The organism is Faecalicatena orotica, assembly GCF_003149245.1.
GTDB lineage: Bacteria > Bacillota > Clostridia > Lachnospirales > Lachnospiraceae > Faecalicatena_A > Faecalicatena_A orotica.
Map to the genome: position 1 here is coordinate 49,901 of NZ_QGDL01000011.1, position 21,663 is coordinate 71,563.

Genomic DNA, 21,663 nt, shown 5'->3' on the forward strand with positions numbered 1-21,663 from the left:
GACATTTTGCTTTTGCTCCAAATGTGCGAACCCTTTTATAGACAGCTATATGTTATTAGAGATAGATATACTCAAGGGAGATAGAGTATATTTTTCAGCAGGTTAATAGCCGGTATATATAGGGGTTAGAGTGTGAGAAAGGGGGAAGGCTATCGGCTGTCACGGTCGGCTCTGCTTCGCAGAAACTTGTTGTAATGCTCCAACGCCTTGCACACAAAATCCTCCGTTTGGCTTATGGGAATATTCTTCGGGATAAGCTGTCGAACCCTGTCGCCCCTCAAAACAATTTTCTCCCTTTGGTTTGGTTTTTCCTCCGACATAATCGCTTGGATTGCTTCGGTTGTTAGCTTGCCCTCCTCAAAGAACTTTCGCATACGGATTGTTTGGTCGTGGGACGGGGTTGCGTCGTTCAGGTCGATTTCATCAACCACATCACGCTGACTGTCCTCATCGAGAAAAGACAATTCAACCGCCGGTCGCATTTTAATTCGCCCCTCGTCCACATATTCCAAAAGTTCGGGAACAAGGTTTGTAAGGCGAATATATCGCTGAATCTGCGTTTTGCTGTCATCTGATTTATCAGCTAACAACATTACAGATTTTGTTCCCACCAACTTGTCCCCCAGTGGGTCACAAGTTAAATCCGTGCGTTCTCCTTGCCTTTTCATTGCTTCCAAACGCATTTTGTAGGCATAGGCTTTTTCCGAGGGAAGTATCTGCGACCTTTGGTAGTTGCTCTCAACCATTAAAATCGTGGCTTCGTCTCGGTTCAGTTCAACGACTTCACAACGGAGCGTATCAAACCCGGCAAGCTCACAGGCTCGCTTTCGCCTGTGTCCTGAAATGAGTTCGTATCTGCCGTCCTCTTTCTGCCTTACCGTCGCCGGAGTGATTACCCCTCGTTCCTTAATACTCTCAATGAGCTGTGCCATATCCTCGTCATCACGCACCTTAAAAGGGTGGTCGGGGAAATCGTCAATCTCAGTCAAGGGAATATCTCGGATTTTTGAAAGCTTTTCTTCATCTCTCTGTTCCTGCGTAGAAAATAAGTCATCGAGCTTCGTGAGAGTGAAGTCGCTCTTTCTTCCTGCCATCGGCTAACACCTCCTTTGTAAATTCGGTGTACGCCTTTGACACCGTACTGTTGGGTTCGTAGGCAAAAATGCTCTTGCCTTTGGAAGAAGTCTCTGCGGCTTTTACGGCAATCGGGATATATGTTCTATACATCTTGATTTGACTACCGAAGTTCTCTCTCAGAGCTTCTATCGTGCTTTTGGCGAGGTTGGTACGGCTATCCACCAAAGTGAGAAGAATACCGTCAATCTTTAAGCCCGGATTGATACGCTTCTTTACTCGTGAAATGGTCTGAACAAGCTGCGTCATTCCTTTTGCCGGTAAATACTGAGCCTGAACAGGGATAATAACGCTGTCAGCCGCAGATAGAGCATTGATTGTTACCATTCCGAGAGAAGGCATACAATCTATAAGGATATAGTCGTATTTGTCCTTCACTTCGCTGAGATAATTTCTCAAGGCTGTTTCTCTGCTCATTGCGTTGACAAGGTTAAATTCCATTGCAGAAAGCTCAAGGTTTGCAGGAACAAGGTCAACACCTTCGTCGTGGTGCAGAATACCGACCGTAGGGTCATTCATCGTTTCATTTATGACATCTGTGAGTTTCGTTGCAAGCGTGATACCCAAGTTGTCTGTATCCTGCCAACCGAGACAAGTGGTTAAGTCGCCCTGTGGGTCTGCGTCTATGAGCAGCACTTTTTTTCCCTGCATTGCAAGACCGACGCCGAGGTTTACCGTAGTGGTTGTCTTTCCAACTCCGCCTTTTTGATTGCATATCGCAATCGTTTTGCAGTTCGACACTTTGTGCGTCCTCCTTTCGTAAAATTCATAGCCATCGCAGTATGGCTATGTACTTGACCGGCTCATTTCCTAACCGGTCGGGCAATATTTGTTCTCAACACCCCTTGCCGAGCAATAAGCTCACGGGAAGTCACTAAGGAACAGACTGCTAATCTGTATCATAGGAATTTCACCTCTGCCGGGTACTCCGCCAGCTCCGTAGAGAAGTATCATTATCCTTCTGACTGTCATCGCCGTAACAGGGACAACCTACTACTTATACCGGGAGTTCTCGCTGTTCTGCAATGCAGAAGTCACGGCGTACCCGATAAGGTGGCTAAAATCATCAGAAATAAAGTCTTAGTGAATGATTTATTCAGTTGTCAAAATACAAGTGAATGGGCTGACCTTTTCGTGGTTCGGAATTAACCCCTTCACTCATTTGGACAAAGGGGGTCAAAATGCACACCCAAAATCACCCCTTTTTCAAAAAATTCTTGAAAATATTTTTTTAGAAACAAAAAAGCCGCCTATTTCCCTCGTAATTGAGGTCAATAGACGGCGGGTAGAAATATTCATAATTTTGGTGTATAATAGGAAATTAAGAGAAAGACAAATAAGAATTTGACGGAGAGATAGTATGGCTATTATTAAAAACGAAATACCGATTTTGGAGTTTGATACAGAGCAGACAGCAGTTCTTAATCCCACTCATGAAAATCTTGGTTTGAACTTACCCAAGAAATGTGTGTTCGCATTTCTTGGTGCTTACATAGATGAATATGCCAGTAAAAGTGATACCAAACAGGTATCCACTTTTGAGAGTGCAACGAAGCATTATCCCATTTACATCACCAAATACAAGGGTGAGGACATTGTGCTTTGTCAAGCACCCGTTGGTGCGGCAGCAGCCACACAGATACTTGATTGGCTGATTGGTTATGGTGTAAGAGAGGTAATCTCGGCAGGTAGTTGCGGTGCTCTGGAAAAGTTCCCCGAAAGTACATTCCTCGTACCAAACAAGGCTCTGCGTGATGAGGGAACATCTTATCACTATGCGCCCCCTTCTCGATTTGTGGAAATCAGCGAGAAGGCAAGAAAAGCAATTGAAGAAACCATTCTTGAGCATAGTATGAAATATCAGGAGGTTATAACCTGGTCAACGGATGGATTTTTCCGTGAAACCAAAGAAAAGGTGGCTTATCGCAAAAGTGAAGGCTGTGCAGTTGTAGAAATGGAATGTTCTGCTCTGGCGGCCTGTGCTGATTTCAGAGGGGCAACCTGGGGTATGATACTTTATACCGCAGACAGTCTTGCAGATGTTGACAAATACGACGAAAGAAACTGGGGCGGTAATGCATACGAATATGCACTTACGCTCTGCCTTGATGCGGTTATCAAATTATAAGAACAGTTAGAATCAATCTTTTTTTTGTGATATAATTTTATTGAGGTGAATGAAATGAGGACTGAAAAAGAAATATACGATTTAGTTTTGAATTTTGCTTTTCAAGATGAGAGAATTAGAATTGTAACTCTTGAGGGGTCTCGCACTAATGTTAATATACCAAAAGACAATCTTCAAGATTATGATATTACTTTTTTTGTTATAGATATGGGAGAATTTTTGAAAAGCGATGACTGGCTTAGTGTTTTTGGTAACAGAATTATGATGCAAAAACCTGAAGATATGGAATTATTTCCTCCAGAAGAAAAAGGATTTTCTTATATAATGCTTTTTGATGATGGTGTAAAGATTGATTTAACTTTGTTACCTGTTTCAATGCTTGAGGAGTATCTTACTCGCGATAAACTTGTAAAAATCATGTTAGATAAAGATAATATGATTAAAACAGAAATAGTTCCCACAGATGAAGATTATTACATTAAGTGTCCAACAGAAAGAAAGTTTGATGACTGTTGTAACGAATTTTGGAATGTTGCAACATATGTATCCAAGGGCTTACTTCGTGGTGAAATACTATTTGCAATAGACCATATGAATGAAGTATTACGTCATGAGCTTCTTAGGATGATTAGTTGGTATGTCGGTACTGAAAAAGGATTTAATTTCAGTTTGGGTAAAAACTATAAATTTTTAGATAAGCATATTTCAAAAGAATTGTGGGATAACTTACTAAATACATATTCAATGAGTTCGTATGAAGAAATGTGGAAATCGTTTGATTTGTGTCTATGTTTGTTCAAAAAAATATCTAAAAAAGTGGCAGATTCACTTGGTTATAATTATCCTGATTATGATGAAAACGTTACAAAATATTTGGAAACACAAAAGAGAATTTCAAATAAATATCTTTATGGTAATAGGTATTGACAAATTCCAATTTGTCGAACTTACTCTAAATTAGCAAAGACCGCTTACATCGTGTAGGCGGTCTCTTTTCGTGTTCAGATATATTTGATTTTGAGCTTTCTTTTCTTGGTTGAAAGCACCTTGCAGAGAACATCGTCAACTCCGTCGGTGTATCTGCCTTGTGAAATCAGACTGTTCTTTAAGCGGATAAGTGTTTGTATTACTCTGCTATATTCGTCATCATTAAGATAGATATGGAACTTTTCTTCTCTCACAGTCGCTTCCTCCATTCATTGAATTTTGCTCTGATTACCGAAACATCTGCTTCGACATCAGAATAAATAAAGATATGTACGCTTTTGAAAACTGCTTTTACTCTGTCGGCATACTCCGCTTCCGTTTCGGTTGTCTTAAAAGGGAGTTTTACGAGTTTTATATTTCGTTGCTTGCATAAGTGGCTTTTGAGAACCTCCATATGTTCTGAGCCGTTCGTAAATTCTATCGCCAGCTTTTCTGACGGAATGTATGTTTCAAGAGGTATTCCCAATAGTTTATCCGAACCGAGCTGTACCTTTAGTCCTTTTTGATTGGCGTAATAGGCGACAGCCAAGCCGGGGAACACGGAGCGATATTCGTTTTCGCACACAGTGCATTTTTCTCCGATAATTGTTCTGTCGCTGATTTTTGCTTTCCAAGAGTGTCCAAGTGAACATTTCCACCACACACTTTTCATTGACTTTCTTGACACTTGTGTCGGGAGCAGAGAGTTTTTTTCGTAATCCCATTCAGCAAGCAGTTTCCTGTCCGTTGTGGCTAAATCATTGTATCCTGCAAGAACCGCCCTGTCCGCACAAACCGGGCATACTGTTCCTTTTACACGAGCATTGATAACGGACTTCCACTCATTGCCACAGGTCTTACACTTCCACCAAACATTGTGTCTTGATTTTGCGTTTACCTCATCAGGCATTAGGGGATAATTTCTTTCTGACCACTCAGCCGCAAGGTCAGGGTGCGTAGTCGCCAAGTCATTAAATCCTTTGAGCAATGTATATCCGCTACAATACGGACATCTGCTCCCACCGGAACGGGTTGAAATAAGAGTGTACCACTCGTTTCCGCAATCTTTGCATTTCCACCAAGCCTTACTGTTTGCAAAGGCTGTTACCATTGTAGGCAGCAACGGAAGATTTCTGTCAGACCATTCAGCAGCAATATCGGGATACTGTGAAGCAAGGTCATTGAATCCGGCAAGGACTTTATTATGTGAGCAGTATGGACAGCCTGTGCCGTTTACCGTTCTGCTTTTAACGCTTGCTTCCCATTCGTGTCCGTGTTTACATTTCCAAATAATCTTCTTATGAGAAGCGACAGATACCTCGGTAGGCTTTAATTTGTTCTTTTTAGACCACTCCTGAGCCAACAGGGGCTTCAATGTGGCTAAATCATTGATACCCTCTATTACTCTCGCTCCTGAGCATATCGGGCATTTCTCGCCCTTTGAACGAGCTTTGACGCTCGTTTCCCACTCGTGTCCGCAAGCACCTTTCCACCACACTCTTTTATTTGAACCGAAGGTTATCTTATCCGGCGTTAGCGGTAAGTTCTTCTCTGACCATTCAGGAATAAGCTCCGGATGAACGCTTGCTAAACTGCCCGTCATAGTACAACCACCCCTTCCTTTGTGATTATCCCAATTATATTGAGAAAATCGGGATTGGTGTAGTTTGCGAATAATAAGAAAGACCTTGGGAGAAAATATCTCTCAAGGTCAATAAGTGATTCCTCAGTTAGAATTTTATCTTTCCTGTCGGGCAATAAGAGTGGTTACACTATAATAAATCATCACTAAACCCGCACTTAAAATTGCCCCGCCAATAATATCAGTAATCCAATGAACACCGGATATCAACCTGCCAATTACCATAAAAGCAGTAAATGCAATTAAAGCAAAGGCAAATGCTCTTTTCATTTTTGTATTTCTAATTCTACTGTTTAGCTGCATAACAGCTGTCGGCATAACACACATAACAAGCAAGGTTGTCGATGATGGATACGAAGCTTCAAGAAAACCGTTAATCAATACCGGGCGGTAATTGACAACATAAAATTCAAAAAACAAATATGCCGCCATTACAACAATATAGAATGCTCCCAACACCAAAATACTGGAATCGACCTTGAATAAGCTTTTTCTTTTAATAAGCTGTATAAGTCCAAGCAACGCAAATCCCAAAATAAAGCAAAGCGGTATCAGTCCTAACCAGTCCGTAACGGTATATATTGCCATATGCACACCTGTCAGGCTGTGGATAAAGCCGTTCAAGGTTGCAAATCCAACAGAAGAGTTTTGTGGCCCGATGGGCTGAACATCAATAAGGCTTATTGCCACTGTCCACAAAATAAATAACACTACCATTGCTATTCCTGAAAGCAATACTTTTTGACTTTTTTCTTTTTTCATTTTTATCAATCCTTTGCCATAATTATTTGGCTTTCGCCTGTTTACAATATAGGTGGAATGAATAAAAATGAAAAGAATTTCACCGTCACATTGGCGACACGCTTCGTATCATCGCCATTTTATCAGCATCAGAGACTTTATCGCCAAGAAAACAAAAGTGAAAAAGGCTGCATAAGGTTGAAGTGTTATCATAAATTCTATTGTAGCAACTGTGCTTAACACAATGGATATTTGATGTTTGTGTTTCAACCAAAACACTGCTTCATAATTTTGTAGAGCGAGAAGCAAAACACCTGTAAGTACAATTCCAAATACAATAATTAAATACGGTATTTTGATATACTGCGGGGTACCTGTCAGCGAAAGTAAAGATACCTCTTTTATAATCTCATCACCCTTTTGTCCAAAGAAAGGCAGAAACAGAAACATAATCAAACTGCAATCGAGTAAACCAAACACTAAGTCTCTTGTATGTTTTTCCTTTTGCTTATTATCCTCGTCAGCAATTTTAAGTATTTCTTCACCGGACAATAACTCATCTATTGACACTGAAAAAAACTTTGAAATTGCTTTTAATGACTCGATATTGGGAACTCCTCTGCCGGATTCCCACTTAGAAATTGCAGTGCGAGACACAAATAACGCTTCCGCAAGTTCTTCCTGCGTGAGTCCTTTTTCTTTCCTCAACTCTTGTAATTTTTCACTTAATTCCATAATAAACATTCCTTTTGCACTCAGATACGAATGTATCCTTTATTAGAAATGGGCAATCCCACTATGGGACTGCCCATTCATTCCGTAAATTATGCGATTTTTTAGTCTCTGCACCGTTTTTAGCACCGATTGGTGTAAATTTGGTGTAAAGAGGTAAATTTATTCGGTTTGGAAAGTCCCGAAACCCGCATAAATACTGGGGTTTTCTTACTTGTCGTTCGGTAAGGACTTCATTGTCGGGAAGAGCAGCACATCACGGATTGCAGCTGAATCTGTAAGCAGCATGCACATTCTGTCGATTCCGAATCCGATTCCGCCTGTAGGAGGCATAGCGATCTCCAGTGCATTCAGGAAGTCCTCATCTGTCGTGTTCGCTTCCTCATCGCCCTGTGCCAGCAGTTCTTCCTGAGCTTTGAACCGCTCTCTCTGGTCGATCGGGTCATTCAGCTCGGAATAAGCATTTGCCATTTCCCAGCCGTTCATGAAGAACTCGAACCTCTCTACGTAGTCTGGATTTTCCGGCTTCTTCTTTGTGAGCGGTGAAATCTCGATCGGGTGGTCCATAACGAATGTAGGCTGAACGAGATGTTCTTCTACATATTCCTCAAAGAACAGGCTTAAGATATCCCCCTTCTTATGTCTGTCTTCAAATTCGATGCCTTTTTCTTTTGCAAGTGCCTTTGCTTCTTCCGTTGTCTTGATTTCATTAAAGTCAATGCCTGCATATTTCCTGACAGCATCTACCATCGTGATTCTTTCAAACGGTTTTCCAAGATCCATCTCTACGCCGTTATAAACGATTTTCGTAGTTCCAAGTACTTCCTGTGCCACATGGCGGTACAGGTTCTCTGTCAGGTCCATCATGCCGTGGTAGTCTGTATATGCCTGATATAATTCCATAAGTGTGAATTCCGGATTATGTCTTGTGTCCAGACCTTCGTTGCGGAATACCCGTCCAATCTCATAGACGCGTTCCATTCCTCCTACGATTAGTCTCTTTAAGTATAATTCGAGAGAAATACGAAGCTTAAAATCCTCATCCAAAGCGTTGAAATGAGTCTCGAATGGTCTTGCAGCAGCGCCGCCTGCATTGCTTACAAGCATCGGTGTCTCGACTTCCATGAAACCTTCTGAATCGAGGTATCTTCTGATTGCGCTTAAGATCTTGGAGCGCTTGATGAAGGTATCCTTTACTTCCGGGTTCATGATCAGGTCTACATACCTCTGGCGGTAACGGATGTCTGTATTCGTCAGTCCGTGGAACTTTTCAGGCAGGATCTGGAGGCTCTTGGAGAGCAGTGTCACGCTTGCTGCATGGATAGAAATCTCTCCTGTCTTCGTCCGGAATACTTCTCCGACGATGCCCACAACATCACCCACGTCCATTTTTTTGAATTCTTTATATGGCTCTTCCCCGACGCTGTCTCTTGCCACGTATGACTGGATATTCCCCTTTAAATCCTGAACATTACAGAAAGATGCCTTTCCCATGACACGCTTGGACATCATACGTCCTGCGATGGATACGGTCTTTCCTTCCAGTTCCTCGAAGTTATCTTTAATCTCCTGGCTGTGGTGTGACTGGTCATATTTTGTTATGGCAAACGGATCCTTCCCATTATTCTGTAAGTCTGCCAGTTTCTCACGGCGCACCTTTCTTAACTGATTCAGGTCCGGTTCCTGTGCGTTGTTCTGATTCTTTTTCTGCTGCTCGGCCACTGTATTCTCTCCTTCCTTCATAAGCGAATTCAGACCCCTTGTTGATAAGGGGTCTGCTTTCATTGGTTTTTATTACATTGAACGGCTGATCTCGAGTACTTTGTACTGGATCTGTCCTGCCTGTGTCTCTACGTCTACGGTCTCGCCTACTTTTTTGCCCATCAATGCCTGACCTACCGGTGACTCGTTGGAAATCTTGCCTTCAAGGCTGTTAGCCTCTGTAGATCCTACGATCTTGAATTCCATCTCCTCATCGAATGTCACGTCAAATACCTTTACTTTACACCCTACGTTGATCTTATCAAAATCAACTTCATCTTCTACAACTACTTCTGCATTCTTAAGGATACCTTCCAGTTCCTCGATGCGGGCCTCGATGTCGCGCTGTTCGTCCTTCGCTGCATCGTATTCTGCGTTCTCGGATAAGTCTCCCTGCTCTCTGGCTTCTTTAATCTTTCCTGCAACCTCTTTACGTTTGACTACTTTCAAATTCTCAAGTTCGTCTTCAAGTGCTTTCAGACCTGCATAAGTAAGTAATCTTTTCTTTGATTCTGCCATTGTTAACTGCTCCCTTTCTTATTCGTTTCCTCTGCTTTTGTAACTTCATTTCCGCTTTTTATGCCCCAATACCAGAACCGGATAGTCCTGATTCTTGTCCTGTTTAAATTTATATTTCACAATTTCAATATTATACCCAATCCCTATAATGATGTCAAGATATTTTCCAGTTCTTCGTAAGTCTCTACCTTATTAATCAGTTCCCTGAATCTGGCCGCGCCGTGGATCCCTTTCGTATACCATGCCACATGCTTTCTCATTTCCCGCATGCCTATAAAGTCCCCCTTAAATTTCAGCTGAAGTCTGGCATGGCGAAGCATCGTTTTCTTAATCTCCTCAACCGAAGGTCTCGGGGGGAGTGTGCCGCTTCTTTCATACTCCAGAAGTTCTGAGAAAATCCACGGGTTTCCCTGGGCGCCCCTCGCTATCATGATACCGTCACAGCCTGTCTGCTCACGCATGGCTATCGCTTTTTCCCCGGAGTTTACGTCGCCGTTTCCGATCACGGGGATGGTGACAGCCTCCTTCACCTGCCGGATGATGTCCCAGTCTGCTTTTCCGGAATAATACTGCTCTCTCGTCCTCCCGTGCACGGCAACTGCCGCCGCACCGGCCTCCTCAATGATCTTAGCGATTTCCACCGCGTTTATATGATCGTCGTCGAAACCTTTTCTTATTTTAACGGTAACAGGTTTTTCGATTGCTTTTACCACTGCTGATACGAGTTCAAATACAAGTTTCGGGTTCTTCATAAGTGCTGAACCTTCCCCGTTTTTGACAACCTTGGGGACCGGGCAGCCCATGTTGATATCCAGAATCGCAAACGGGCGCTCCTCGATTCGTTTTGCCATCTCACTTACAATCTTCGGATCGGAACCGAATAACTGGAGGGAAGCCGGCATCTCTTCGGGATGGATTTCCAGAAGGCTTTCTGTATTCTTGTTGTTGTACAGGATTCCTTTGGCGCTTACCATTTCCATACATACAAGGCCCGCCCCCTGCTCTTTGCACAGCAAGCGAAATGGCAGGTCTGTTACTCCTGCCATAGGTCCCAGAATATAAGAATTTTCAAGCTGTACATTACCAATTCTCAACTGTTTCATCTCTATTATCTCACTATTTTCTGTTTTTATTATAAATCAGGCGAAGTCCCTCCAGAGTCAGGTCCGGCCTGTACTCATCGATACTGTCCGTCTCCTGTGCGATGATTTTTCCAAGGCCGCCTGTCGCGACAACAACCGCATTCTGATAACCTGATTCTTCCTTGATCTTTTCTATAATATATTCCGTCTGTCCGATGGCTCCATACACAAGTCCCGCCTGCATACTGGAGATCGTTTCCTTTGCCAGGATGGACTGCGGCTTCTTGATCTCGATCGCCGGCAGCATAGCCGCCCCGCCCCACAGGGAGCGTCCCGCCGTCTCAATGCCGGGTGCCGTGATGCCTGCTTCAAAGGTTCCGTTCGGTCCGATGAGGTCGTATGTGGTAGCAGTTCCAAAGTCGACTACAATCACCGGTCCTCCGCAGATTTCATAACCGGCCACCGCATCAACAATACGGTCAGGACCGATTTCCTTCGGGTTCTCTGTCACAATTCTGATGCCTGTCTTGATTCCGGCCGATACAATCAGCGGCTTTACCTTCAGATACTTAATAATTCCATTCCCAAGAGAATGCATGATGTCAGGCACGACCGATGCGATGATAACCGCATCAATATCCTTCGGGACCACATCTCTGTGTTCCAGTATGCCGCAGATCGTCAGTCCGTATTCATCCGACGTCCTCGGCAGCTTTGTCGTCATCCGGAACGTACCGGCTAACTTATCGTGGTCAAACACACCAAGCGTAATATTTGTATTTCCAACATCAATCGTCAGTAACATCAATATCCTCCCCTAAATAGAAAACCTTGAAAAACAGCTCCAGAGATTCAAACAATTCTACTTTCGTGCGCTGAAGCTCTTTGATCTTCAGTGCGCTTCCTATCTCATCAAACCTCAGGTCATCCTCCTGATGCTCGACCTTCAGTTCCAGATTTCCATTCTCGTCGTATACGACCATTAACACGCCGCCCACATCTTCCGTATACAGCACACACATGATCTGAAGCTCCTGCCTGATGCTGTCCGGGAGTGACTCAAACTCCGGGTTCAGATAGAACTTCCGTTCATAAGAACTGGCGGCACAAAGTACAATCTCATCTTCCATATATCAGTGTTCCTTTCTTCAATGAGTTTAAAGGGGTCTGACCCAATTCATCTATTCAACTGCCGGCTACACATAACCGTACACGCCTCTTACCGATACTTCTCCGGCGAAGACTGCTTCTGTTGTTCCATCCCCGCGGCGGACCAGCAGTTCGCCTTCCTTATTCACCCCGAGGGCATATGCATTATACTGTTCCTTTGCCCCGAGGATTCTAACTTCTTTTTCTCTATTTACAAGCAGGCTGTTGTACTCTTCCTGCATCTTTTCCAAATCCTGTGTTTCCAGAAAAAGGCTGTAGTTTTTTTCAAAACTTCTCATGACTGCCGCAATGATCGGGCTCCTCTTTACGATCCGCCCTGTTTCCAGCCGCAGAGATGTTGCTTTTTCACTTAACTCTTTGGGAAGCCCTGTCATATTGACATTGATCCCTACTCCAATTACAACGTGATTGATGTAATCAATCTCTGTACTCATTTCCGTCAGGATTCCCACCAGCTTTTTCCCGTTCAGTACAATATCATTCGGCCATTTGATCTCGACATCGAGCTCCGTGCTTTCTTTCAGGCCTTCGGCTACACTTAATGCCATGACGAGTGTCAGCATCGGTGCTTTTACAGGCGGTATTTCCGGGCGCAGCAGAATTGACATGTAGATACTGCAGCCTTTTGGAGATTCCCATCCCCTGCCGCGCCTGCCCCGGCCTGCATTCTGCTGGTCCGCCACTGCAAGTGTTCCGTGCGGTGCACCTTCCTCCCCCAGCTGTTTTGCCCTGATGTTCGTGGAGTCAGTTTCATTATAATAATATACCTGTTTTCCTGCCCAGACGGTATCAATCTGACTCGTCAGTTCCTCAAGCGTGATCACATCCGGGCTGTCTATAATATGGTACCCTCTGTTGCGCACGGCCTCGACTTCATAGCCTTCTTCTTTCAGCTGGTTGACTGCCTTCCACACTGCGGTGCGGGAGACACCAAACTTCTCACATATCTGCTGGCCTGAGACATAGTCGTCACTTTCACGCAGCATTTTCAATATTTCCGCCTTCAAAACTTCACCCCAAATTCAAACGATTGGCAAAGGGGTCTGACCCCTTTGCCCTCCGTTTTCTGAATATTCTTAAAATTCGCCTAATGTTGCCACCATGACTGCCTTGATTGTATGCATACGGTTCTCTGCTTCATCGAAGACTTTTGACTGCACGGATTCGAATACTTCGTCCGTTACTTCCATATCATTCACGCCGAAACGCTCACCCATCTCTTTACCGATCTTTGTCTCTAAGTCGTGGAATGCGGGCAGGCAGTGGAGGAAGATCGCTCCGTCGCCAGCGTTCTCCATAACTTCTTTTGTTACTTTGTATGGTGATAATTCTTTGATTCTCTTTTCCCAGACTTCATCCGGCTCGCCCATTGATACCCATACATCCGTATAGATGACATCCGCACCTTTTGTCCCTGCGTCAACATCTTCTGTCAGGGTGATTGTCGCACCTGATTCTGCTGCATAGCCTTTGCAGGTGTCGACCAGTTCCTGATTCGGGAAGTATTCTGCCGTGGTGCATGCCACAAAATGCATTCCCATCTTTGCACATGCAATCATAAGGGAATTGCCCATGTTGTATCTTGCATCCCCCATGTATACTAATTTAATGCCTTTCAGTCTTCCGAAATGTTCACGGATCGTTAAAAGGTCCGCCAGCATCTGGGTCGGGTGGTATTCATTTGTCAGGCCATTCCACACAGGCACGCCTGCGTATTTTGCCAGTTCTTCTACGACCTCCTGGCCAAATCCGCGGTACTCAATTCCGTCATACATTCTTCCTAATACTCTTGCCGTATCCCGGATGCTCTCTTTCTTGCCGATCTGGGAACCGCTTGGATCAAGATATGTGCTTCCCATTCCCATGTCATGTGCGGCAACCTCAAATGCACAGCGGGTCCTTGTGCTTGTCTTCTCAAAGATCAGGGCAATGTTCTTTCCCTTGTAATGGTCTACAGGCACTCCGTTTTTCTTCTTTCCTTTCAGGTCTGCAGCAAGGTCAAGCAGATAAGTAATTTCTTCCGGTGTAAAGTCTTTCAGTGTCAAAAAATTTCTTCCTTTTAAATTCATCTCATTTTCCCTTCCTATGTTCATTAGTACGTGTGTAAATCTGGGCAGGTGAATCTTGTCCGCCAGTTCCTCATATCTCTTCGCTGTCAGGTCAAATAATTCATCCACTGTATATATCTGGTACTTTGGAATCCGCAGCTGCTTCGCGCTGGCTTCCAGCATCGCCATATATAACTCTTTTCCGGTAAATGTCGGCGGCAGCTTCAAGATAAACGCCATCTCCGCCTTTTCTATCTCACTGATATCTGAAAACCGTTCTTCAAACCATACTTCGTCATGGGTACATGCCAGATAATAAATAAATCCCTCCAGCCCGTACAGCATCCTCTTTGCATCGAAGTACCCGATCTTCATATTCTGGCGGCTTCTCCTGCTGTCAAACTCAATGATACTTCCCAGACCAACCCGCGGCCCGATATGGTACTTCTCACTGTCATCAGGCATCTTCACCCTCGGTTCCCGGCCCGGCCCGTAAATGCGGATCTCTATGATGTCTGAGTATCCCCGGCGCACCAGTGACTTCAGCGGTACATTATTCACGACACCGCCATCTATATACCGTTTGCCGTGCAGCTTTTCATTCTTGAAACCAAGAAGGTATGCACTGGCAAGCAGAAAATCCTCCAGCATCCCCTCCGGGATATCCTCCAGACTCAGGTCCAGTTCCTTAAAGTCTGTCAGTGAAAAGGTCAGGAGGCAGAACTCCTTCCCCGATGCACGAATCTTCTCTTCATCGATGACTTCATGAATCAGCTCACGCAGGGGCGTCACATCCACACCGCCGTCTGACAGGGTCTTCCAGATCTCTGCGATGACTTCCGTAAACTTATTCTCATGGCTGAACAGCCGCTCCATCCAGCCATCATCCACATCCATAACCTTGGAAAATGTCATCTCACTCCAGATCTTCTCTGCATTTTCGACATCATCCATACAGATCAGGGCACCGTTCAGCGCTCCAACAGACGTTCCTGCAACGGCATTGATCTTTACCCCGGCTTCCTTCAGCGCCTTCCATGCACCAATCTGGTAGGCACCCCTGGCGCCCCCTCCATCCAGTACAATTCCATATTCCTTAGACAGATCCAGTAATACTTCCATACGCTCACCTCGATTTATGATAGTATACTATATTCTGGTATAAAAATGCAACTTCTATTCCAAGCAAATAGAATACAATAACGATAACAAGGACCTGGCATCTGCCAGATCCTCGCTAAGAATTCAGGTGTATGTCTTACCAGGCTCGAAAATACCCCGCCAAGTACGAGCATTAGACCATATCCAGACGTATCCCCTTCTCCCGGATCAGCTGCACCCAGTCTTCTGAAAGGTTTGTATCTGTAATGATTCTGTCAAAGATATCCAGATCCGTCACAAAGCACGGCTTAATCACCCCGAACTTGCTGGAATCCACGAGCAGTATCTTCTCTGCTCCCGACTGGATGATCGTCTGCTTGATCTCCAGTTCATAATTATTCATGCAGGTAACCCCCATCGTATCATGGACCCCCGCCGCCGACGCGAAAACCTTAGTGGCCCGGATATTCTTAATCAGCGTAATATTCTCCGCGGATTCAAATAACGTCGTATCCGGATGGTAGTAACCGCCGCCGAAAATGATAGAGATATTGGGGTTGTTGCATATCCTGTTCAGGATATTCAGATTGCATGTAAACACCGTCATCTTCGTATCCTTCGCGATATTGTCCGCCAGATATTCCACCGTAGAGCCATTATCAATGATCACGCAGTCGTCCTGCTGAATCAGCGAAGAAGCAAACTTCCCGATGCGCTCCTTCTCTTTTGTATGTGAGCGGGTCGCCATAGAGAGCTGATACGCATCATCTTCCACTTCATATGTATACTGGGTGTTCAAGACTGCCGCACCCGGAATGTCTAATATCACATTCTTTGCTTTGAGTGTATCCATATCCCTGCGCACAGTCATCTCGGACACATCCAGCATCTGTGCAAGATCACGGATCGTGGCACCATTCTGCTTTTTTAATATTTCTACCAACTTATTTAATCTATCCTCTTTTTTACTCAAAAGAAATACCTCTCACTCTACAATCTCCCGCCGAGAATGCGTTATAACACCAAGATCATTATAACATAAATACGAAACTCGTGAAATACCTCAATAACTATTTATAACGCGAAACACTCCCGCACACGTTTAACTACTGCATCAGCCGTAAATCCATATTTTTCGAATAACTGGCCCGCCGGTGCGGAAGCCCCGAATTCATCCATTGTAATATAGCATCCGTCTATGCCGATATACTTTCCCCAGGATACACTGCTGCCAGCTTCGACAACGGCACGGTTTCTTACATTCTTCGGAAGTACGGACTCCTGATAGGCTTTGTCCTGTTCCTCGAATACATCCAGACACGGCATGCTTACTACTCTGGCGGAAATTCCTTCCTCCTCCAGCTTTAAGGCAGCCTCCAGTGCAACGCCTGTCTCTGACCCTGTCGCTATGAACAGGATATCTGCCGTGTCAGAGGATTCCTTCTTCAGGATATATCCCCCTCGCAGTGCTTCTTTCCCGCTGTCCTTTAATACAGGAAGGTTTTGTCTGGAAAGAACGAGGCAGGTCGGCGTCTTAAGTGATGTCAGGGCCGAATACCATGCCGCCTTCGTCTCCATCTCATCGGCCGGCCTGAACACATGCATATTCGGGAGGGACCTCAGCATGGTCAGCTGCTCAACCGGCTCGTGGGTCGGGCCATCCTCCCCGACCCCAATACTGTCATGGGTCAGAACGGAAATCATTGGCAGCCCCATCAGGGAAGACAGGCGCAGCATTGGTTTCATATAGTCTGAGAACACAAAGAATGTCGCGGCATAAGTGCGCAGCCCTCCGTGCAGCAGGATTCCATTTGCCACGGCCGTCATTCCTAATTCTCTGACCCCGTAATGCATATTTCTTCCCTCCGGACATGTTCTCGAGAAATCAGGCTCCCCGTTCATAACAGTTTTATTCGACGGCCCCAGATCTGCGGAACCACCGATCAGGTTCGGCATCCGGTCTTTTATAACATTCAATACCTTTCCGGAAATGCTCCTTGTAGCCTCCGCTTTGCCGGTTCTTGCCCAGAATTCTTCGTCATCCAGCAGTTTAAGCGGAGCTTCTTCATCATAATAGGCATCCAGTCCTGCTTTCAGTTCAGGATACTTTCTTCCATATTCTTCAAACATCTGCTGCCAGAAATATTCCTTCGCAGCCCCGCTGCGCGCCAGAGTGCTGTAGTGTTCATAAACTTCCTGGGGTACCGCAAATGCCTCCTGTTCGGGCCATCCTAACGACTCCCTGAGGATTTTTACATTTTCCTCTCCGAGCGGCTCGCCGTGTGCACTCGCCCTGCCCTCTTTTGCAGGGACGCCATACCCGATTTTTGTCGTGATTTTAATAAAGGAAGGCCTTTCCTTATCAGCCTTTGCCTGTGCAACCGCTTTTCCGATTGCCTCCGTGTCGTTCCCGTCTTCCACTGTAAGTATCTGGAACCCAAACGCCTCGAAACGCTTTTCCACATCTTCCGTAAAAGCGATCCCGGTACTTCCCTCGATTGTAATCGAATTTGAATCATACAGGACGATCAGTTTCCCAAGGCCGCACGTACCTGCCAGAGACATGGCCTCGGAAGAAATCCCTTCCATCAGGCAGCCGTCCCCGCACAATGCGTATGTATAATGGTCGAAGACCGGGTATCCTTCCCTGTTGAATTTCGCAGCCAGATGTTTCTCCGCTATCGCCATTCCGACTGCCATCCCGAGTCCGGCGCCCAGCGGTCCTGTTGTCGCCTCCACACCTGTTGTATGTCCATATTCGGGGTGTCCCGGGGTCAGGGAACCTAACTGGCGGAAATTCTTCAGGTCTTCAGTCCCAAGCCCCCCATATCCGAATAAATGCAGCAGAGAATACAGCATGGAGGAACCATGCCCCGCCGACAGTATAAACCTGTCACGATTGATCCATTCCGGGTCCGCCGGATTATGGTCCATCTGGTGCGCCCAGACCTCATATGCAATCGGAGCCGCCCCTAACGGGAGCCCCGGATGCCCTGAATTTGCTTTCTGCACCATATCCGCGGATAAGATGCGGACTGCATTCACTGCCAAAGTCTCTAATTGCTTATTCATGCTGTTTTCTCCTTTTTCTTTTTATGTCCGATCACACCTTTCACCTTCAGCTTTGTCGTATAAGAACTGATCGCAAGTGCAAAAATCGCGAACAGGAACGGGAACATCTTAATAATTGACGGCGAAATATTCATGCCTACCAGTTCTATCCTGATTCCGACAGCGTCTGCGAGTCCAAAAAGCAGTGTGACGAGTGAAGAGAAGACCGGGTGTGCATTTCCAAAAACGAGTGCCGTAAATGCATTGAAGCCTCGTCCCTGAATCATGTCTTCTGAAAACTGTGAGACTGAAATTGTGGATAAGTATGCACCCGCAAGTCCTGACAGTGCACCTGAAATCAGTATGACCTGCCATTTCACCAGCGCCGGTTTGATGCCCGCCGTCTTAGCTGCCACTTCGGATTCCCCGACTGCACAGATACTTAAGCCCATCTTTGTCTTGAAGAGCATAATGTAAATGACAACAACAAGAAAGATTGCAAAATAAGTCACAATACTCTGCCCGCTTATACAGTTCAGGATCGGGATATCTTTAATAACAGGAATGTGGATCATATTCAGCTTATGGATCTTGTCCGGGCTGTATGCCCCCTGCACTTCGAACATGGCCCGCAGCAGGTAGGAAGTCAGGCCCGCGCCCAGCATGTTCATGGCGATACTGGCAATGATATTATCGGCTTTAAATTTCGTAACAAATAAAGCAAAGAGTGCACTGTACAACGCCCCGACCAGCATCGCGCCGATGAGTCCCGCCCAGACATTACCACCGGTAAACTGTACCACTGCGACTGCCGCAAATGCGCCTACCAGAGAGAAACCTTCCAATGCAATGTTGAAGACACCCGCCCGCTGGCACAAAAGACCGCCCAATGCCATGAGCATTAAAGGAGTGGCAATTCTTATCATAGATGCCAGTGTGTCAGAAATAACCGCTATGTTCATCCTATTTACCTCCTTCACTTGCCTGTTTCTTCCCGGCCGCTTTTCTCTTTAACCTTGGAAGTACAAACTTGGCACTGATTGTTATGAATATGATCGCTGTTACAATGTCAGTTACTGCGGACGGTACATCCGTGATACGTTCCATGTTGATTCCGCCGTTCTTCAATGCACCAAAGAAGATACCGGAGAACAGCACACCGATCGGGTTATTGTTTGCCAGCAGGGACACAACGATACCGTCAAACCCGAAATCCGGGTTAAACCCTGCCAGAAGTCTGTGCTGGACCGCCGTAACCTCTACAGCCCCGACAATTCCTGCAATTGCACCACTCATCGCCATAACCTGAAGGATCGTCTTCTTCGGCTTCATACCGGAGTATTTTGCCAGAACAGGATTCGAGCCGACCACTTTAATCTCGTGTCCGAATGCCGTCCTAAAGAAAACGAATGCGAGAACAAGCATTACGATAATTGCTATGTAAAAACCAATGTTTGCCGAGGATGGCTCAAAATAAGAGATACGCGGGAGCCATGTGTTTTCATTTAATATGGCACTGGCATTTAAGTTCGTCCCGGCTTCCGGATCACGTAAAGGACCGGTTACGAGATATTCCACGTACAGAGCCGCGATAAAGTTCAAAAGCAGTGTGGAAACAACTTCGTTCGTGTTCAGATATACCTTCATCAGGGCCGGAATCATTGCAAACAGCGCCCCTGCTGCCATAGCCGCTAAAAATACAAGAACGAGCGCAGCCACATGGTTCATTGATTTCGGGATATTCACCGCTACTGCTGTCGCCGCCGCGGCACCCATATACAGCTGCCCGTCCACACCAAGGTTAAAAACTTCCGCCTTGTAAGTCACACAGATTGCAAGCCCGGCGAGGATTAACGGGGTAGCCCAGCGGATAGTACCTGCAATATCAAGGGTAAGTCCCTCAAATATACCATTTACGATCGCCAGCGGCTCATAGCCGGATACGGCCAGGAAGATCGTTGCAAGGATCAGTGCAATGACAATCAGGCCAACTTGTTTTCCCACAACACCCACTGCGGATAATATTCTGTTGTTATCTTTATTTTTCATCGTCATCACCGCCTTGTCTCTTTGCTCCTGTCATGTAAACAGCAATCGTTCTCTCATCTGCTTCCCCGCGTTTGAATTCTGCCATGATTTCTCCTTCATACATAACCAGAATCCTGTCAGAAAGGGAAAGGATCTCATCCAGCTCCGCACTGACCAGCAGGACACCCCTGTTGGAATCGCGTACTTCAATGATCTTGTGGTGGATTGATTCTATCGCGCCAATATCAACCCCTCTTGTCGGCTGCGCCGCAATCAACAGGTCCGGGTCAGCTTCCATCTCACGTGCAAAGATGACCTTCTGCATGTTTCCGCCGGAAAGTGTTCCCAGCTTATAATCAGAATCCGGCGTCTTTACGTCGAAATTCTTACATAGCTCCTCTGACAAGGCATGGAGCTTTTTATTATCGAGGATACCTGACTTGCAGTATGGTTTCTGATAGTACCTGTTCAGAATCAGGTTATCCCTGATGGTACAGTTTACCGCACTTCCCATTTTCAGCCTGTCCTCCGGGATGTGGGACATGCCGCTCTCCCGCCTCTGGCGCACATTCCGGGCGGTAACATCCTGCCCTTTGAAAATAATCTGTCCGCCTGTAGGCTTCAGCATCCCTGATACTGCTTCAATCAGTTCTGTCTGCCCGTTCCCTTCGACGCCTGCGATTCCCACAACTTCCCCTCTTGAAACATGGAAGCTGACTCCGTTTAATGCCGGCAGGCCTCTCTGGTTCAGAGCATGGATATCCTTAACCTCCAGAACATCTTCGCCGGGCTGGTAGGGCTTACGGTCAATCTCCAGATTTACCTTCCTTCCCACCATCATGTCGGAAAGCCCTTCTGTATTCGCCTCCGAAGTATCCAGACTTCCAGTGACGAGCCCCTTTCTCATGACAACGATTTTATCGGTGATGGCCATCACTTCACGGAGCTTATGTGTGATAAAAATAATGGCACATCCCTTTGATTTCAGGAGACGGAGTACATCCAGAAGCTTATCCGTCTCTGTTGGTGTCAGTACCGCCGTAGGCTCGTCGAGAATCAGCACCTTCGCCTCTCTGTACAGCGCCTTGATGATTTCAACCCTCTGTTTTTCCCCAACGGAAAGCTGGTATACCTTCTCGTCCAGATCCACCGGGAGATCATATGTATCCATGATCTCCCGAATCTTTTCTTTTGCCTCTTTTGTGTCAATCAGGCCTTTTTTAGTTGGTGCTTTCCCTAAGATAATGTTTTGTAAAACACTTAAGTTCGGCATCAGCATGAAATGCTGATGTACCATTCCGATTCCCAGTTTAATCGCCATATTCGGGGACTGGATACGGACCTCTTTTCCAAAGAGCTTTATTACACCGAGATCCGGCTCCATCATTCCATACAGCATATTCATCATTGTAGATTTTCCGGCACCGTTCTCGCCGATCAGTCCAAGTATCTCCCCCTCACCTACGCTTAAAGAAACGTTATCATTCGCCACTACACCGGGAAAGAATTTCGATATATTCAACATTTCAACCGCTACTGCCATAATATCCTTCCTTTTCT

The 21,663-nt window shown here is 45.6% G+C and carries 18 protein-coding genes and 1 pseudogene; 2 read left to right on the forward strand and 17 right to left on the reverse strand.

Annotated elements, in window-relative coordinates; translation table 11 throughout:
- Positions 1-149: 149 nt before the first annotated feature.
- Together A8806_RS17390 and A8806_RS17395 are read right to left on the reverse strand one after the other, a co-directional pair.
- Positions 150-1,094: a ParB/RepB/Spo0J family partition protein gene (locus tag A8806_RS17390; RefSeq protein WP_014635909.1), complete on the reverse strand. Its 945-nt coding sequence runs from the start codon at positions 1,092-1,094 to the stop codon at positions 150-152.
- Positions 1,051-1,875, reverse strand: coding sequence for a ParA family protein (locus tag A8806_RS17395; protein WP_109732439.1), 825 nt, complete (start codon positions 1,873-1,875; stop codon positions 1,051-1,053). The genes A8806_RS17390 and A8806_RS17395 overlap by 44 nt, the downstream gene beginning before the upstream one ends.
- Before the next feature lie 619 nt (positions 1,876-2,494).
- On the opposite strand from A8806_RS17395, the gene A8806_RS17405 reads away from it, so the two are divergent.
- Complete coding sequence (locus A8806_RS17405) at positions 2,495-3,262, forward strand: nucleoside phosphorylase (protein WP_002582179.1); 768 nt, start codon at positions 2,495-2,497, stop codon at positions 3,260-3,262.
- Between the two features lie 54 nt (positions 3,263-3,316).
- Positions 3,317-4,189, forward strand: a complete 873-nt coding sequence (ant(6), locus tag A8806_RS17410; RefSeq protein ID WP_002582178.1) for an aminoglycoside 6-adenylyltransferase — start codon at positions 3,317-3,319, stop codon at positions 4,187-4,189.
- A gap of 250 nt (positions 4,190-4,439) precedes the next feature.
- Here the strand turns inward: ant(6) and A8806_RS17420 are convergent, their stop codons facing one another.
- The 15 genes and pseudogenes from A8806_RS17420 to A8806_RS17490 all read right to left on the reverse strand — a co-directional run bounded on the left by A8806_RS17420 (position 4,440) and on the right by A8806_RS17490 (position 21,646).
- Positions 4,440-5,831: a zinc-ribbon domain-containing protein gene (locus A8806_RS17420; protein ID WP_066733313.1), complete on the reverse strand. Its 1,392-nt coding sequence runs from the start codon at positions 5,829-5,831 to the stop codon at positions 4,440-4,442.
- A gap of 135 nt (positions 5,832-5,966) precedes the next feature.
- Positions 5,967-6,632 (reverse strand): phosphatase PAP2 family protein, encoded by a 666-nt coding sequence (locus tag A8806_RS17425; RefSeq protein WP_022156502.1) that lies wholly within the window; start codon positions 6,630-6,632, stop codon positions 5,967-5,969.
- A gap of 108 nt (positions 6,633-6,740) precedes the next feature.
- Positions 6,741-7,346 (reverse strand): helix-turn-helix domain-containing protein, encoded by a 606-nt coding sequence (locus A8806_RS17430; RefSeq protein ID WP_003525258.1) that lies wholly within the window; start codon positions 7,344-7,346, stop codon positions 6,741-6,743.
- Between the two features lie 225 nt (positions 7,347-7,571).
- A pseudogene (lysS, locus tag A8806_RS17435) lies at positions 7,572-9,086 on the reverse strand (lysine--tRNA ligase); the annotation flags it as partial.
- A 51-nt stretch (positions 9,087-9,137) separates the two neighbouring features.
- Complete coding sequence (gene greA / locus A8806_RS17440) at positions 9,138-9,623, reverse strand: transcription elongation factor GreA (RefSeq protein WP_109732440.1); 486 nt, start codon at positions 9,621-9,623, stop codon at positions 9,138-9,140.
- A 143-nt stretch (positions 9,624-9,766) separates the two neighbouring features.
- Complete coding sequence (dusB, locus tag A8806_RS17445) at positions 9,767-10,726, reverse strand: tRNA dihydrouridine synthase DusB (protein WP_109732441.1); 960 nt, start codon at positions 10,724-10,726, stop codon at positions 9,767-9,769.
- Between the two features lie 13 nt (positions 10,727-10,739).
- A complete protein-coding gene (locus tag A8806_RS17450) occupies positions 10,740-11,510 on the reverse strand; it encodes a type III pantothenate kinase (RefSeq protein WP_109732442.1) in 771 nt (256 codons plus the stop codon).
- Positions 11,494-11,835, reverse strand: coding sequence for a DUF6145 family protein (locus A8806_RS17455; RefSeq protein WP_109732443.1), 342 nt, complete (start codon positions 11,833-11,835; stop codon positions 11,494-11,496). The genes A8806_RS17450 and A8806_RS17455 overlap by 17 nt, the downstream gene beginning before the upstream one ends.
- A gap of 66 nt (positions 11,836-11,901) precedes the next feature.
- Entirely contained in the window at positions 11,902-12,882 is a 981-nt protein-coding gene (locus A8806_RS17460) for a biotin--[acetyl-CoA-carboxylase] ligase (RefSeq protein WP_109732444.1), read from the reverse strand.
- A 69-nt stretch (positions 12,883-12,951) separates the two neighbouring features.
- Complete coding sequence (argF, locus tag A8806_RS27055; RefSeq protein ID WP_109732445.1) at positions 12,952-15,045, reverse strand: ornithine carbamoyltransferase; 2,094 nt, start codon at positions 15,043-15,045, stop codon at positions 12,952-12,954.
- Between the two features lie 172 nt (positions 15,046-15,217).
- A complete protein-coding gene (locus A8806_RS17470; RefSeq protein ID WP_109732446.1) occupies positions 15,218-15,997 on the reverse strand; it encodes a DeoR/GlpR family DNA-binding transcription regulator in 780 nt (259 codons plus the stop codon).
- Between the two features lie 101 nt (positions 15,998-16,098).
- On the reverse strand, positions 16,099-18,096 hold the full coding sequence (gene tkt / locus A8806_RS17475) for a transketolase (protein WP_109732447.1): 1,998 nt from the start codon (positions 18,094-18,096) through the stop codon (positions 16,099-16,101).
- On the reverse strand, positions 18,093-19,037 hold the full coding sequence (locus A8806_RS17480; RefSeq protein ID WP_109732448.1) for an ABC transporter permease: 945 nt from the start codon (positions 19,035-19,037) through the stop codon (positions 18,093-18,095). The genes tkt and A8806_RS17480 overlap by 4 nt, the downstream gene beginning before the upstream one ends.
- Before the next feature lies 1 nt (position 19,038).
- Positions 19,039-20,124 (reverse strand): ABC transporter permease, encoded by a 1,086-nt coding sequence (locus A8806_RS17485; RefSeq protein WP_181368766.1) that lies wholly within the window; start codon positions 20,122-20,124, stop codon positions 19,039-19,041.
- Positions 20,114-21,646, reverse strand: a complete 1,533-nt coding sequence (locus A8806_RS17490; RefSeq protein WP_109732450.1) for an ABC transporter ATP-binding protein — start codon at positions 21,644-21,646, stop codon at positions 20,114-20,116. Before A8806_RS17490 ends, A8806_RS17485 begins: the two co-directional genes overlap by 11 nt.
- Positions 21,647-21,663: the final 17 nt, after the last annotated feature.

What these genes read in the sequence shown, in the direction of transcription:
- A8806_RS17485 (WP_181368766.1), bottom strand. Translation starts at nt 20,124, where the DNA reads ATGAAAAATAAAGATAACAACAGAATATTATCCGCAGTGGGTGTTGTG.
- greA (WP_109732440.1), bottom strand. Translation starts at nt 9,623, where the DNA reads ATGGCAGAATCAAAGAAAAGATTACTTACTTATGCAGGTCTGAAAGCA.
- A8806_RS17405 (WP_002582179.1), top strand. Translation starts at nt 2,495, where the DNA reads ATGGCTATTATTAAAAACGAAATACCGATTTTGGAGTTTGATACAGAG.
- A8806_RS17390 (WP_014635909.1), bottom strand. Translation starts at nt 1,094, where the DNA reads ATGGCAGGAAGAAAGAGCGACTTCACTCTCACGAAGCTCGATGACTTA.
- A8806_RS17420 (WP_066733313.1), bottom strand. Translation starts at nt 5,831, where the DNA reads ATGACGGGCAGTTTAGCAAGCGTTCATCCGGAGCTTATTCCTGAATGG.
- tkt (WP_109732447.1), bottom strand. Translation starts at nt 18,096, where the DNA reads ATGAATAAGCAATTAGAGACTTTGGCAGTGAATGCAGTCCGCATCTTA.
- A8806_RS17450 (WP_109732442.1), bottom strand. Translation starts at nt 11,510, where the DNA reads ATGTTACTGACGATTGATGTTGGAAATACAAATATTACGCTTGGTGTG.
- A8806_RS17425 (WP_022156502.1), bottom strand. Translation starts at nt 6,632, where the DNA reads ATGAAAAAAGAAAAAAGTCAAAAAGTATTGCTTTCAGGAATAGCAATG.
- A8806_RS17490 (WP_109732450.1), bottom strand. Translation starts at nt 21,646, where the DNA reads ATGGCAGTAGCGGTTGAAATGTTGAATATATCGAAATTCTTTCCCGGT.
- A8806_RS17455 (WP_109732443.1), bottom strand. Translation starts at nt 11,835, where the DNA reads ATGGAAGATGAGATTGTACTTTGTGCCGCCAGTTCTTATGAACGGAAG.
- A8806_RS17430 (WP_003525258.1), bottom strand. Translation starts at nt 7,346, where the DNA reads ATGGAATTAAGTGAAAAATTACAAGAGTTGAGGAAAGAAAAAGGACTC.
- argF (WP_109732445.1), bottom strand. Translation starts at nt 15,045, where the DNA reads ATGGAAGTATTACTGGATCTGTCTAAGGAATATGGAATTGTACTGGAT.
- dusB (WP_109732441.1), bottom strand. Translation starts at nt 10,726, where the DNA reads ATGAAACAGTTGAGAATTGGTAATGTACAGCTTGAAAATTCTTATATT.
- A8806_RS17480 (WP_109732448.1), bottom strand. Translation starts at nt 19,037, where the DNA reads ATGAACATAGCGGTTATTTCTGACACACTGGCATCTATGATAAGAATT.